General features: G+C 62.6%; 9 protein-coding genes. 7 read left to right on the forward strand and 2 right to left on the reverse strand.

The genetic code is table 11. The annotated features are described in order from the left end of the window. Positions 1–14 precede the first annotated feature (14 nt). Complete coding sequence (locus tag ACOJSJ_RS00795; RefSeq protein WP_420143080.1) at positions 15–2,810, reverse strand: TonB-dependent receptor; 2,796 nt, start codon at positions 2,808–2,810, stop codon at positions 15–17. A 251-nt stretch (positions 2,811–3,061) separates the two neighbouring features. Here ACOJSJ_RS00795 and ACOJSJ_RS00800 point away from each other — a divergent pair, with 251 nt between their 5' ends. From ACOJSJ_RS00800 to ACOJSJ_RS00830, 7 genes are read left to right on the forward strand one after another with little or no spacing between them, the layout of a single operon-like run. Beyond that, positions 3,062–3,862, forward strand: a complete 801-nt coding sequence (locus tag ACOJSJ_RS00800; RefSeq protein ID WP_420143081.1) for an IclR family transcriptional regulator — start codon at positions 3,062–3,064, stop codon at positions 3,860–3,862. Beyond that, complete coding sequence (locus tag ACOJSJ_RS00805; protein ID WP_420143082.1) at positions 3,859–4,839, forward strand: alpha/beta hydrolase; 981 nt, start codon at positions 3,859–3,861, stop codon at positions 4,837–4,839. The genes ACOJSJ_RS00800 and ACOJSJ_RS00805 overlap by 4 nt, the downstream gene beginning before the upstream one ends. Next, positions 4,836–5,639, forward strand: coding sequence for a GDSL-type esterase/lipase family protein (locus ACOJSJ_RS00810; protein WP_420143083.1), 804 nt, complete (start codon positions 4,836–4,838; stop codon positions 5,637–5,639). Before ACOJSJ_RS00805 ends, ACOJSJ_RS00810 begins: the two co-directional genes overlap by 4 nt. Positions 5,640–5,656: 17 nt before the next feature. Continuing rightward, positions 5,657–6,469: an SGNH/GDSL hydrolase family protein gene (locus tag ACOJSJ_RS00815; protein WP_420143084.1), complete on the forward strand. Its 813-nt coding sequence runs from the start codon at positions 5,657–5,659 to the stop codon at positions 6,467–6,469. Beyond that, positions 6,466–8,091 carry an alpha-L-fucosidase gene (locus ACOJSJ_RS00820; RefSeq protein ID WP_420143085.1) on the forward strand — a complete coding sequence of 542 codons (1,626 nt, stop codon included), beginning with the start codon at positions 6,466–6,468 and terminating at the stop codon, positions 8,089–8,091. The genes ACOJSJ_RS00815 and ACOJSJ_RS00820 overlap by 4 nt, the downstream gene beginning before the upstream one ends. Positions 8,092–8,114: 23 nt before the next feature. After that, positions 8,115–10,451 (forward strand): TIM-barrel domain-containing protein, encoded by a 2,337-nt coding sequence (locus ACOJSJ_RS00825; protein WP_420143107.1) that lies wholly within the window; start codon positions 8,115–8,117, stop codon positions 10,449–10,451. Positions 10,452–10,463: 12 nt separating this feature from the next. Further along, a complete protein-coding gene (locus ACOJSJ_RS00830) occupies positions 10,464–11,924 on the forward strand; it encodes a GH1 family beta-glucosidase (protein ID WP_420143086.1) in 1,461 nt (486 codons plus the stop codon). A gap of 48 nt (positions 11,925–11,972) precedes the next feature. On the opposite strand, the gene galB is transcribed toward ACOJSJ_RS00830, so the two are convergent. Beyond that, positions 11,973–14,621 (reverse strand): beta-galactosidase GalB, encoded by a 2,649-nt coding sequence (gene galB / locus ACOJSJ_RS00835; RefSeq protein WP_420143087.1) that lies wholly within the window; start codon positions 14,619–14,621, stop codon positions 11,973–11,975. Positions 14,622–14,671: the final 50 nt, after the last annotated feature.

The following is a 14,671-nucleotide window of genomic DNA, read 5'->3' on the forward strand; positions in this document are numbered from 1 at the left end:
GCCCGCATGGCTTATCAATAGGTCAGGCGGGCGGTGATGCTGATGCGACGATCATTCAGCACCGACGACTGCGGCCGGCTCGGAATACCATAATAGGTGCGGTTTTCCGTGTCGGTCAGGTTCACGCCGTCGACGGTCAGGGCGAAATTCTCGTTCACCGTATAGGTCAGCGATGCGTCCACCTGTCCGCGGGCGGCGTTGAAGATCGGCAATTCGCCGCTGCCGTTGCCGCGCGTCGTCACGACATATTTGCTGCGCCAGTTATAGGCGACGCGGGCCGAGATCGGTCCCTTGTCATAGAAGCCCATCAGGTTGTAGCTGTATTTCGACAGCTTTTCCAAAGGCACGACCAGCGCATTGCCTTCATTGTCGGCCGCAGCGGGGCTTGGCGCCTTGCTGTCGACATAGGTGAAGTTGGCCTGCGCGCCAAAACCCGACAGCCAGCCCGGCAGGAAGTCGAAGAAGGTGTTGCCGCCCACTTCAAAACCCTTGATCTTGCCATTGTCGCCATTGAGCGGACGGCTGACCGACACGGTGAAGGGACCATTGCCGAAATCATAGGTTTCGTCCGTGGCGATATTGGCGATGAAACCATCCACCTTCTTGTAGAAACCGGCGGCATAGATCGACCCGGTGCGCGAGAAATACCATTCCAGCGAGGCGTCGAACTGGGTCGCTTCCAGCGGCTTGAGATACGGGTTACCCGACGAAGACGTGCGGATGCCGTTGCCCGGATTGAGTTCCACGATGTTGATGTTGGGGTTCAGCTGCGAGAAGTCGGGGCGGGTCAGACCCTTCGACGCGGCAAGGCGCAACTGCAACTGATCGGTGAAGCGGTAGCGCAGGTTGAGGCTGGGCAGCGCCTTGGTATAGCTGGAATTGACGCTGATCGGCACGTAGCTGATCGGGCCGTTGGCGGGCAGGCCGCCAACCGTGGTCTGCGGCGTCTGGACGCTGAAACCGTCGGTCGACACCTTCGTCTTCACCACGCGCACGCCGATATTGCCGTCCAGCGGGAAACCGGCATCGGCGAAGTCGAACTTGGCAAGGCCATAGGCGGTATAGGTCTTTTCACCCTGCCGGTTGCGGTCGCTGGGGACATAGCTGACGCCGTCCAGCAACGCCTGACGCTGCGACGCGTCGACATAGGGGGCCAGCGCCTGACGCGTGCCATCATAATCCAGCACGACGTTGCGATCGAAGAAGACCGCGCCCGCGGGCACGCCCTGGAACCCGCGATACAGGTCGCCGCGGAACTTGTGGACTTCGTACAGATCGTTGGCGAGCGCGCTGGTGCCATAATAGGCATAGGTGCTGCTGTCGGTCACCGCGGTACGATCGGTATAGCGGATGCCTGCCGACAGCGAACGCAGGATACCCGCGTCGAACCGATATTCCGCGTCCAGACGGCCCGCATATTCCTTACCCACCGAATGGTCGATATGGTCCAGATAACCACCGCCCAGCGGCGCGTAATTGGCGACGTCCGTCACCAGACCATTGCCGTTCGCGGGGTTGTTGTCGGGCAGGATGTCCATCGTGGGCACGCCATTGCCCACCACCTGCGTCAGGCGTTCGGCATTGGAATGCAGGATGACGATCGAACGCTGACCATCGGTGACGCCGCGAATATACTGGCCATCGGCGGTGACGGTCAGGTTGCTGGTCGGGTTCCACTTCAGGTTCAGCGAGAAGTCGTTGGTCACCGACTTGCGGCGTTCCAGACTGGTGTTGGAATCGATCGGGACATTGACGAAGGTGCCGCTGCGGAAATTACCGTCTTCGTCGAAGGTGAACGGTGCCGAATAATCCGGGGTGATCGGATTAGTGCCGGTATAGGCGAAGAAGCTGTAGTCGCCATATTGGAACTTATAGTCCGAACGGACATATTCGCCCGTCACCAGCAGCGTATCGGTCGGCTTCCACTGAACCGCGACATCGGCGCCGATGCGGCGGCGATCGCCCAGATACTGGCCGATGCCCACGCCATGGGGCAGATAGGTCGGCTTGCCCAGACGATTGAGGCCCTGCGCCGTCGCATAGTCGGTCGCATTATTGGGCGCGCCGTTGGCGCCGACCGACTGGTCGAGCAGGAAGAAAGGCTGGCTGCTGATCTGATCCTGACGGAAGGCGGTCTTCTGATAGGCGAGGTCGACCATGATGCCGATTTCGCCGATGCCCGTATCCCAACGGTCGGACAACAGCAGGTTCGCCTGCGGCTTCGACTTGCCGTACATGTCATAATAGTTGACGCTGGCGCTGGCCGATGCCTTGAACCCGTCGAAATCAAAGGGCTTGCGGGTGCGCAGGTTGATGAGGCCGCCGATGCCGCCTTCGATCAGGTCGGCCGACGGGTTCTTGTAGACATCGACGCCGGCCAGCAGTTCGGACGGCACGTCCTCCAGGCTCAGCGTGCGGCCACCATTGGCGGTGAATACGTCGCGGCCGTTGATTTCGGTGCGGACCTGGCTCAGACCACGGATCGCGACCGCGCTGCCTTCGCCATAGCTGCGTTCGATCTGGATGCCGGTGATGCGCTGCAACGCTTCGGCGACGTTGCGGTCGGGCAATTTGCCGATGTCTTCCGCAACGATGGAATCGACGATGACGTCGCTATTACGCTTGATCGCCTGCGCGCCCTGAAGGCTGGCGCGCACGCCGGTCACGACGATGTCGCCTTCATCGGCGGCGGCAGCGGTCTGCGGCGTCGTGGCATCCTGCGCATGGACGCTGCACCCCAGCACGATGCTGGCGATCGAAATGCCGGCCAGCAACGCGGCACGGCGCGGCGAAACAGTCTTCACAGTCATGAAACCCTTCCTCTCCCTGGCTCCTGATCGGAGCACTGATCGATTGGCGCCCGGATGTGCATGGGCGCCTATTCCCTCAATCGTCCCGCCACTCTTTGGGAGCGGTAACAAGACACCGCCCCATTACGCCTGCATTTCAAATTATGAAATATAAAAATTGATTTCATATTTGGATATTGGTTAGGAGGGTTGCAATGTTGCAACATGGCTCGATAGCGGTAACATCGGCATAAACAGGGGGAGGAAACTGCATGGCTGGCAAGACGCGCTATCAGGCGCCTGCTCTGACCAAGGGATTGGAAATCCTGGAACTTCTGGCTGCGGCCAGTGATCCGATCACCATGTCCGACATATCGAACGCGCTGGGCCGGTCGGTCAGCGAAATTTTCCGCATGCTTCAGGTTCTGGAGGAACATGGCTATATCGCCCGTGCGGAAGAAGGTTATCGCCTGACCAATCGTCTGTTCGCTCTGGGCATGAGCCAGCCGCCGATTCGCGACCTTGCCTCCACCGCTCTGCCGGCGATGCAGGATCTGGCCCGGCGTGCGGGCCAAAGCTGTCATCTGGCGGTCGCGTCGGGCGCGGAAATGGTCGTCATCATTGCGATCGAAGCGCCCGGCCTTTCCGGCTTTGCCGTGCGCGTCGGTTATCGTCGGCCGCTGCACCGGTCCAATTCGGGGCGCATCCTTCTCGCTTTCCAGCCAGCCGATGCGCGCGCCGCGATGCTGGGGGATATTCGCGCGACCGGCGACTCGCTGGACGATGCAGCGCTGATCGAAGAGCTGGACGCCACCGTCGCGGCCGGCGGCGCGGTGTCGCCCAGCCCTATGCTGACGGGCATTACCGATCTGTCCGCGCCGATATGCGTGGGCGGCGTTGCCCGCGCGGCATTGACCATGCCCTTCGTCGACGGCGCGGCCAATCTCGCCACGATGGACGCATGCGGCCATATGGTGCGGGAGGCCGCTGCGGCGATAGGCGGCGCCATGTCGCCGATCATGATAGCGATACCAAATGATGCCGGATCGACCGGTGGAGAGGACGAACAATGAGCTTTCCCCAGAACGGGCTGGACCGTCGCACCGCATTGATGGCGGCGGCAGGGCTTGCCGCCATGTCCGGCATCGCGCAGGCGCAGACCAGCGCCAGCGACGAAATCATCGACCTGTGGCCGGGCACGCCGCCCGGCGGCACCGGGGCGAAGATTACCCGCAGGATTGAGGATCAGTCGAAGGATCCGGCCAAGCCCGATCGCTGGGTCACCGGCATCGACCGTCCGGTTCTGGTCGTGCGCCGCCCCGCCCGCCCCAATGGCGCGGCGATGCTGGTGGTGCCGGGCGGCGGATATGGTTTTCTGTCCTATGACAATGAAGGCACCAGTCAGGCCGCATGGCTGAACGCGCGGGGCATCACCGCCTTCATCCTTCTCTATCGTCTGCCCGGTGAAGGCTGGTCCGGACGGCAGGATGTGCCGTTACAGGATGCCCAGCGCGCCATGCGCATCATTCGCGATCAATCTGTCCATTTCGCTGTCTCAAAGGACCGGATCGGCGTCATGGGCTTTTCGGCCGGGGGGCATCTGGCCGGATCGCTGGCGACGCGTCATGGCGAGAAAGTCTATACAGCGGTGGACGCCGCCGACCGGCAAAGCGCCAGGCCGGACATTGCAGCGCTGGTCTATCCCGTCGTCAGCCTCGACGCGCCCTTCACCCATGGCGGATCGCGCGACAATCTGCTGGGCAGCGGAGCGGACGTCGCCCTGCGCCGCGCCCGATCGGTGGAAATGCGGGTCAACGCGGAAACGCCGCCGGTCTTCCTGGTGCATGCCACCGACGACGGCCTGGTCCCCCCCGCCAACAGCATCGCCCTGTTTCAGGCGATGGAGGCCGCAAAGCGCCCCGTCGCCATGCATATTTTCGAAGATGGCGGCCATGGTTTCGGCACGCGCCTGCCCCGCACGATGCAGGCGTCGGCATGGCCGGACCTGCTGATGACCTTTGCCGCGCGGCACGGGCTGATCCCGGCATGAAATATCCGGCCAGCCTGATTCTGTGCCCGCTCATACTGGCCGCCATGTGCGGTTCGGCGATGGCTGATCCGGGCGATTATCAAAGCTCGCCGGAACGCCGGGTCGTCACGGAAAAGGATTGGGGGCCATGGCTCGGCCCGTTCCGTGCCAAGCTGGTGCCCAGCATGATGCAGGATTTTGGCGAACGCTATCTTTACGCCCCCGCCAATGCCGCCCTGCCCGCCCCGAAAGCGGGCGAACAGCGCGTCGTCTTCCTTGGCGACTCCATCACCGACCGCTGGAATCTGGCGGCCAGTTTCCCCGGCAAGCCCTACATCAACCGCGGCATCGGCAGTCAGGTGACGGCGCAGATGCTGCTGCGTTTCCATCAGGATGTGATCGCGCTCAAACCCCGCGCCGTCGTCATCCTTGCCGGAATCAACGATGTGCAGGGTTTCCTGCAACATGAAACGCCCCAGCAGATCGAAACCAACTGGGAAGCCATGGCCGATCTGGCCGACGCCCATCATATCGCGGTCGTGTTCGGCTCCATCCTGCCGGTCAATGATTATACCGATGCGGCAAAGGATGTGGTCAGGGAACGCAAGCCCGAACTGCTGGTCGAACTTAACGGCTGGTTGCGCGCCTTCTGCGCGAAGCGGGGTTATGGCTTTGCCGATTATCATGCCGCGATGGTCGATGCGAAGGGGCTGATGACCGCCGCCTATACGCGCGATGGCGTCCACCCGCTGGACAATGGCTATGCGGTGATGGCGCCGATCGCGCAACAGGCGATCGACCGGGCGTTGCACGGGAAATGACGAGAGGGAGGATGAACATGGTGCGCCTGACGGCTGTTCTATACGCGCTGGGTCTGGGCATGACGGGTCTGGCGGGGGCCGCCCATGCCGAAACCAAGGTGCCGGGCGATCCCCATGCGGACGATCCGGTCGGCATCGTCGCCGATCCCTGTCCCGCCCATCCCAAGCCGGACGGCGAAGCAGCGTGGAAGATGTGGAACCTCCACATGATGACCCGCGACTTCGGGCAGCTGTGCCGCTATGCCGCCGATAACCGGGCGCTGACGGGCAAGCCGGTCCGCGCCGTGTTCATGGGCGATTCCATAACCGACAACTGGATCAACATGGACCCCGCCATGTTCACCGGCGGTCTGGTCGATCGCGGCATCAGCGGTCAGACGACCGCGCAGATGCTGGTGCGGTTCCGTGCCGATGTGATCGCCCTGAAGCCGCAGGTCGTTCACATCATGGCGATGACCAACGATATTGCGGGCAATACGGGCGCGGCGACCATGGAAACCGTGCTGGGCAATATCCAGAGCATGGCCGAACTGGCGAATGCGCATGGCATAAAGGTCATCATCGCATCGGTCCCGCCCGCTGGCGTCTTCCCATGGAGCCCGGCCACGAAGCCGGTGCCGCAGATCGCGGCGATCAACACATGGCTGAAGGATTATGCGCGCAGCCGCGGCTTTACCTATGTCGATTATCACGCCGCCATGGCGCAGGCGGACGGCGCGATGAAGCCGGGCCTGTCGACCGATGGCGTGCATCCGACGAAGGAGGGCTATGCGATCATGGCGCCGCTCGCCCGGCAGGCCATCGACAAGGCGTTGATAGAAGCGAAATGACGATGCTGGGACGCCGTTCATTCCTGGCCGGGACTGCTGCCCTTGGCCTCGCCCGCGCGGCCCGCGCCGCCAGCCCGATGGGGGTTGCGACAGGCCCGGTGCAGGCCAGCTGGTCGTCGCTGGTGGCCAATTATCGCTATCCCGACTGGTTCCGCGATGCGAAGCTCGGCCTCTGGTCACACTGGGGGCCGCAATCGGTCCCGGCTCAGGGCGACTGGTATGGTCGCTTCATGTATATGCAGGGCCATCCGATGTACGAACATCATCTGAAAACCTATGGGCATCCGTCGGTTTCGGGGATGAAGGACATCCAGAATCTGTGGACCGGCGACAAATGGGAACCCGACGCCCTGATCGCCCGATACCAGAAGGCGGGCGCCAAATATTTCATGGCGCTGGCCTGCCATCACGACAATCTCGATTGTTATGACAGCCGCTATCATGCGTGGAACAGCCTGCGCGTCGGGCCGAAAAAGGATGTGGTGGGCATCTGGGAAAAGGCGGCGCGCAGCGCGGGCATGAAATTCGGCGTGTCCAACCATGCCGCCCATGCATGGCACTGGTATCAGCCCGCCTATGGCTATGACCCTGTCGGCGCGCGCAAGGGGGAACGGTACGACGCCTATCGCCTGCGCAAGGAAGACGGCAGGGGCCAGTGGTGGGACGGCCTTGATCCGAAAGAGCTGTATACTGGCGGTCATGCCGTGCTGCCCGACGGCATCGACACGATCGAGGCGATGGACAAATGGCACGACGCGAATAACGGCCAGTGGATCGAAACCGGGCCGAAGGACGATCCGGCCTATGTCACCCGCTGGCTGCTGCGCCAGACCGATCTGGTCGCGAAATATAAGCCCGACCTCGTCTATATGGACGATCATGAACTGCCTTTCGGCCCGGTAGGGCTGGAGGCCGCGGCGGATTATTATAACCGCTCCATCGACTGGCACGGCCAGATCGACGTGGTGCTGACCGGCAAGAAGCTTCAACCCCATGCCCGGTTCGGCATGGTGGAGGATGTGGAGCGCGGCTTTGCCGACCGGTTGTGGGACGAACCGTGGCAGACCGATACCTGCATCGGCGACTGGTTCTACAATGAAGCGCGCCTGCACGACAAAAGCTACAAGAGCGCGGAGGACGTCATCCAGCGTCTGGCCGATGTCGTGTCGAAGAACGGCAATCTGCTGCTGTCCATTCCGCAGCCCGGCGACGGATCGATCGACAGCGAGACGGAAAAGGTGCTGGACGGCATGGCCGGATGGATGACCCATGGCAGCGAGGCCATTTTCGGATCGCGGCCATGGCGCATCTATGGCGAAGGGCCGACCAAATTGATTGCGGGCATGCAGAATGAGGAGAAGGCCAAGCCCTTCACCGCGCAGGACATCCGCTTCACCACCAACAAGGGCGCGCTTTACGCGCTGTTCCTGGGCCGGGCGGCCGGATCTACGACTATAAGCTCACTGGCGCGCGGTCGCCACGACGGCCAGATCGAACGCGTAACTCTGCTCGGTGGCGGATCGCTTGCCTTCCGGCAGGACGGCGCTGGCCTGCATTTCGACATGCCGCGCGGCAGCAATTTCGTCCCCGTCGTCCGCATCGACGGCCGGGGGCTGGTATGAATCAGGAACGGGGAATGACAGTGATGAACGCAAGGGGCTTTAAGGCAAGAATGGCAGGGATCGCGCTTGGCGTTTCCTGCCTTGCGATGGCGGCGCCTGCGCTGGCCGAACCGATGGCGCTGCTTGACCGGCATGGCAGCCGCGTTGCGGTGGAACCCTATGCCCCCAATATCGTCCGCGTGACGATCGCGCTCGATCCGGTGCTGGCGTCGGCAGCGCCCGGCGAAGGACCGAATGCAAAAGCGGACGCGACCGGATGGACCCACCGCACCGACGCAAGCGGCGACATCTTCACCTCCTCCGCCCTCACGCTGACCATCGATGCCAAGGAATGGCCCAAGGCGCCGACCCAGATGCAGCGTTATTTCGCGCCATCGCTGCCGCCGGTCAGCCTGTCGGTAAAGGATGCCGGCGGCACCGTCCTCACCAAGATGACCGGATGGGAGATGGCCCCCGTTACGGTGAATGGCGAACAGACCTTCAAGATGGGCGCCAGCTTCGATTCCCCGGCCGACGAACATTATTATGGTCTGGGCCAGAATCAGGAAGGCCATATGGATCTGCGCGGCAAGCAGATCGATTGTTCGCACAGCTATGATGCGCCTGCGGGCGAAACCGTCTGCGTCCCCTTCATGGTCACGAACAAGGGCTATGGCATCGTCTGGGACAATCCGTCGCGCACGCTGATCCAGCCGGGCCTGCACAGCAGCACCCATTGGCAGAGCCAGGTCGGCGAACGCGTGTCCTTCTTCGTCATCACCGGCAAGACAACCGACGAGCTATATGCCGGTTACGCAAAACTGACCGGCGCGACGCCGCTGCCGCCCAAGGCGGGCTTTGGCCTCATTCAGAGCAAGGCGCGCTATGAAAGCCAGCAGGAACTGCTCGATATCGCCAAAGGCTATCGTCAACGCAACCTGCCGCTCGACATCATGGTGCTGGACTGGTTCTACTGGACCCGCATGGGGCAGCTGGACATCGACCGCACCTATTTCCCCGATCCCAAGGGGATGAACGACTCCCTCAAATCCATGGGCATGCATTCGATCATCAGCGTGTGGCCGCGTTTCGAACGGGAATCCCGCTATTTCGACATGCTGGCGACGAAGGGCTGGTTCCTGAAGGACAAGGACGGCAATCCCGTCGATGGCCTGCCGATGCGGTCCGACCGTGCGGGCGCGCTGATCGACAGCACCAACCCGGAAGCGCGTGAATGGTTCTGGGGCAAGCTGCGCGACAATATCGCGAGCCAGGGGTTCGACTGGTTCTGGCTGGACGAAACCGAGCCTGATCTGGTTCCCGACGGCTATTTCTATGCCAAGGGGTCGGGCGACCGTTACCATAATCTGTTCCCGCTGGTGCATACCACCGGCGTTGCCGAAGGGTCCGAACGCGACCGCCCCGGCTTCCGCAACATGATCCTCGCCCGCGCCGCCTATCTGGGTGCGCAGCGCAATGGCGGCCTGTTCTGGTCGTCGGACATCAAGTCGACATGGGAAGCGCTGGAACGGCAGGTGCCGACCGGTCTCAATTTCACCGCGTCGGGCATCGCCTATTGGGGCAGCGACATTGGCGGCTGGCAATGGCCCAAGGGACCGAAGGCGGAAAATCCGATCCTGATCGATCCCGCAGGCGCGACGGCGATGGGCGCGGACTATCCCGACTATCCCGAACTGTTCGTGCGCTGGTTCCAGTATAGCGTCTTCACCCCCACGCTGCGCATCCATGGCCAGCGTCCGGGCAGCGCGCTGTGGGAATATGGCAAGGCGGCCGAACCGATCCTGACCGACTGGCTGCGCCTGCGCTATACGCTGATGCCCTATATCTACGCGCTAGGCCGCCATACCTATGACACCGGCGCGCCGTTCATGCGTGGCCTGTTCATGGACTTCCCCAATGATTCCAAGGTGTCGGACATAGGCGACCAATATATGTTCGGTCCCGCCTTCCTCGTCGCGCCGGTGACGAAGCAGGGGCAGACGAAGCGGTCGGTCTATCTGCCTGCAGGCACCACATGGTATGATTACTGGACCAACCAGAAGTTCGAGGGTGGCCAGACGATCGAGGTGGACGCCCCGATCAGCCGCATCCCCCTGTTCGTGAAGGCCGGGTCCATCGTGCCGATGGGCGTGCAGGTCAAAAGCACGGCGGAAAAGCAGGCGCTGGAAAGCATCCGCGTCTATCCCGGCGCGGACGCCCGCTTCACCCTTTATGACGATGACGGCACCACCAACGCCTATCGCAAGGGCGGGATGAAGGCGGAACTCGTCTGGGACGACAAGACGAAATCGCTGACAAGCAAGACGAAACTGCCCACCGGTCAGGCGCTGACCGGGCTGGTGCAGATCGTCGGCCAATAAGGAGCAAATAGTATGACGGGTATCAATCGCCGTGAAATGGGGCTGGGCCTTGGCGCGGCCGCGCTGGGCGCTGGCCTTGCGGGCGGCACCGGCGCGCACGCGCAGACCGCCGCCACCGGCGCAGCATCGCAGGGCGCGCTGTCCTTCCCGCCCGATTTCCTGTGGGGCTGCGCCACCGCCGCTTACCAGATTGAAGGCGCAGCGAAGGAAGATGGTCGCGGGCAGACCAATTGGGACATATTCTCCCACACGCCGGGCAAGGTCGCCAATGGCGATACGGGCGATGTCGCCTGCGACAGCTATCACCGCTATAATGACGACATCGCCCTGCTGAAGGCGCTGGGCGTAAAAGCCTATCGCTTCTCCATCGCATGGTCGCGCATCTTCCCTGACGGCAAGGGAAAGCCGAACCAGAAGGGCGTGGATTATTATAACCGGCTGGTCGACGGCCTGCTGGCCGCTGGCATCACCCCGCATGTCACGCTGTTCCACTGGGATCTGCCCGCCGCCCTGCCCGGCGGCTGGCAGAACCGCGACACCGCCTATGCCTTTGCCGACTATGCGACCTATATGGCAAAGCGGCTGAACGACCGGGTGCAGCATTTCATGACGGTCAACGAACTGCGCTGCTTCACCGATCTCAGCTATATGACCGGGGGGAAAGCGCCGGGGCTGAAGCTGCCCATGGGCGAAGTGAACCAGATCCGCCATCATGGCGTGCTGGCCCATGGCCTTGGCGTACAGGCGCTGCGCGCCGCGACGAAGAGCGGGACGCAGATCGGCATTGCCGACAATCCCAACATCTACGTCCCCGCCATCGAAACGCCCGATCATATCGACGCGGTGAAGAAGGCGGTGCGCGAACAAAATGCCATGTTCCTGACCGCGATCATGGAGGGGCGGTATCTCGACAGCTATCTGACCGCGCAGGGCAAGGACGCGCCCAGGGTCAAGGATGGCGACATGAAGCTGATCGGCGCGCCGCTCGATTTCCTGTCGGTCAATGTCTACACCGGCAACACCGTCCGCGCCGATGCATCCGCCCCGTCGGGATACAAGATCCTGCCCCATCCGGGTCAGGCTCCGCGCATGCCGTCGCCATGGCTCTTCGTCACGCCGGAGGTTATCTATTGGGGCATGCGCGCCATCAGCGAGATGTGGAAGCCCAGGGGCCTCTATATCTCCGAAAATGGCTGCTCCGCCGACGACAAGGTGGCCGACGACGGCAAGGTCTATGACACCGATCGCGTCATGTATCTGCGCAACTATATGACCCATCTGCAACGGGCGACCCGCGAGGGTATTCCGGTGAAGGGCTATTTCGTATGGAGCCTGATGGACAATTTCGAATGGGAGGATGGCTATACCAAGCTGTTCGGCATCCACCATGTCGATTTCAAGACCCAGAAGCGCACGCCCAAACTGAGCGCCGACTGGTATCGCGAACTGGTCCGCACCAACAAGCTGGTGTGATCTGATACAAAAAAGGGGCGGCCCGTCGGGACCGCCCCTTTTTTGCGCCTATCGTCCGGCGCTGATTGCGATTGTCGTTTCGCTCAGCCCCTGCGCCTTTGCATGCAGGATGATCTTGCCGGGACGATCCGCCTTCACGATCGCCAGCGCCAGCCCGTTGAAGGCATCGCGGCTGTGCGACGGGAAAGCGGTCATGTCGGTCGGGTCGCCATTGTCGGTGGCGACGATCTGCCCCGGCCCCTCGATCGTGAAGTCGATCTTCTGCTTGGCGGCGGGGACGACATTGCCGTCCTTGTCCAATATCTTGAGCGTCACGAAGCTGACGTCGCGTCCGTCGCTGGCGATGGCCGCACGATCGGCGGTCAGCGACAGTTTCGCGGCATCACCCACGGTGTGGATCGTCTCGGTCGCCCAGGGCTGGCCGTTCTTCCAGGTGACGACCTTCACCTCGCCCGGTTCGTAGACGACATAGTCCCAGCGGAAGCGATATTCATAATCGCGCTTCTTGATCTTGCCCTGCGACTTGCCGTTGACGAACAGTTCACCCTCGTCCGCCGAAGAGAAGACATGGACCGGCGTGATCTGGCCCACCCGGTCCGGCCATGTCCAGTGCGGCAGGATATGCGCGAATTTCAGGTCCGGCCGCCAGCGCGCCTGATAGATCCAGAAACGATCCTTGGGAAAGCCCGCCAGATCGACGATGCCTGAATAGCTGCTGCGCGACGTATAATAGGGCGTGGGTTCGCCCAGATAGTCGAAGCCGGTCCAGACGAACTCGCCCGCGACATAGGGGTTCTGGTCGTCGGCCGCGAAGACGCGATCGGGCGACGATCCAAAATCCGACGCATGGAGTTCATAGGCCGACACCTGATGCGTGTCGGGATTGCCGCCCGACCATGGGCGCACCGGGCCGCTGATCGCGCCCGCGACCGGAAACATATATTCGCCCCGGCTGGACAGGGCCGACGCGCTTTCGGTCGACAGGATCACCTTGTCCGGGAATTTGGCGCGGAAATTGGGATATTGGCCAACGATGCCGCGAATGCCCGCGCCCTGATAGTTCAGGCTGATGACATCGACGGCGGTGGGCAGCAACATATCCGCCTTCGCAAAGTTCATCGCGCTGGTGGCGGGGCGCGTCGGATCTTCCTCATGCGAGATGGCGACCAGCTCGCGGCCGATCTTCGCGCCCGCTTCGCCGTCATATTGTTCGCCGACCTCATTGCCGATGCTCCACATGATGATGGAGGGGTGGTTGCGGTCGCGGCGCAGCATGGCGCGGGCGTCGGCCTCATGCCAATCGGGGAAGATCAGGTGAAAATCGTGCGGCGTCTTCTTCTTTTCCCAGCTGTCGAACACCTCGTCCATGACGAGGAAACCCATGCGGTCGGTCATCTCCAGCAATTCGGGCGCGGGCGGATTGTGGCTCATGCGCACGGCGTTGGTCCCCATGTCGCGCAGGATTTCCAGCTGCCGCTCCGCCGCGCGGGCATTGAACGCCGCGCCCAGCGCGCCAAGGTCATGATGATTGTTGACGCCGCGCAGAGGGATATGTTCGCCATTGACGAACACGCCCTTGTCGGGATCGAACCGGATGTCGCGCACACCGAAACGGGTTTCATATGTGTCGATCACCTTGCCACCCTGCCGCACGGTGGACAGCGCGGCATAGCGGTTGGGCTGTTGCGTGGGCGGCGGTCCCCACAGCCGCGGATTGGCTATGGTCGTGCTGCCGTTCAGCGTTGCCTTCTCACCCGGCGCGATGCTGGCGGACTGGCGGGCGATGGTGGCGACAGGGCGCCCGATGCGTTTTCCGTCGGCATCAAGGGCATAAAGCGCGGTCGAAACCTCCACCTGTGCCGGCTTGTCGTTGTCATTGTCGATCGTCAGGCTGAGGTCGACGCTCGCCTGTTCCTTGGCAACCTTGGGCGTACGCACGATGCTGCCCCACTGGCCGACATGCACCTTGTTCGCGGTGGTCAGATATATGTCGCGATACAGGCCACCGCCCGGATACCAGCGCGCCGACGCCGCCGGATTGTCGAGCCGGATCGCCAGCTGGTTCCTGCCGCCCGGCACGGCATAAGGAGTAAGGTCCAGCCGGAAGCTGTTATAGCCATAGGGCCAGCCGCCGACCAGCTTTCCGTTCAGCCACACCGTGGCATAGGACATCGCCCCTTCGACATCGAGGAAGAGCGACTTGCCCCTGGCATTTGCTGGGATGTCTAGCGACTTGCGATACCAGCCGATGCCCCAGCTGGGCAGGCGACCCATGCCGCCATAGGGGCCATCCTTGATGAACGGTCCCGCGATCGCCCAGTCATGGGGCAGGTCCACATGTGTCCAGCCGCTGTCGTCGAACCCGGCCTGCACATAGGATACATCGCCCCCCGGATTGCCCGCCGGGCGGACATGATGTTTCGTCGGGTCTTTTATGAAGGGATTGGCGTTCGGCAGAATCCAGGGCTTCAACACCTTCGCACCCGCATCGTCCACCTTGACGGCGGCATCAGGGCGGGCGTCGGCCAGCTTGCCGTCGCCCGTATCCTCGATGGGTGGGCGCACATCATAGCGCAGGTCGGTGGTCAGGCCCGCCGGATCGCCCTTTGTAAAGCGCCAGTCCTTGCTGATCGACACGCTGTCGGCCGCCATCGCCGGCAGGGCGAAGGCCATGGCGATTGCCGACATGCAGGTCATGGCAATCGACTGCCCCCGGACGTGTCGTCGATGCGACAACGAATTGGACA

Origin of the sequence: Sphingobium sp. (assembly GCF_048594625.1) — a bacterium.
Taxonomy (GTDB): domain Bacteria; phylum Pseudomonadota; class Alphaproteobacteria; order Sphingomonadales; family Sphingomonadaceae; genus Sphingobium.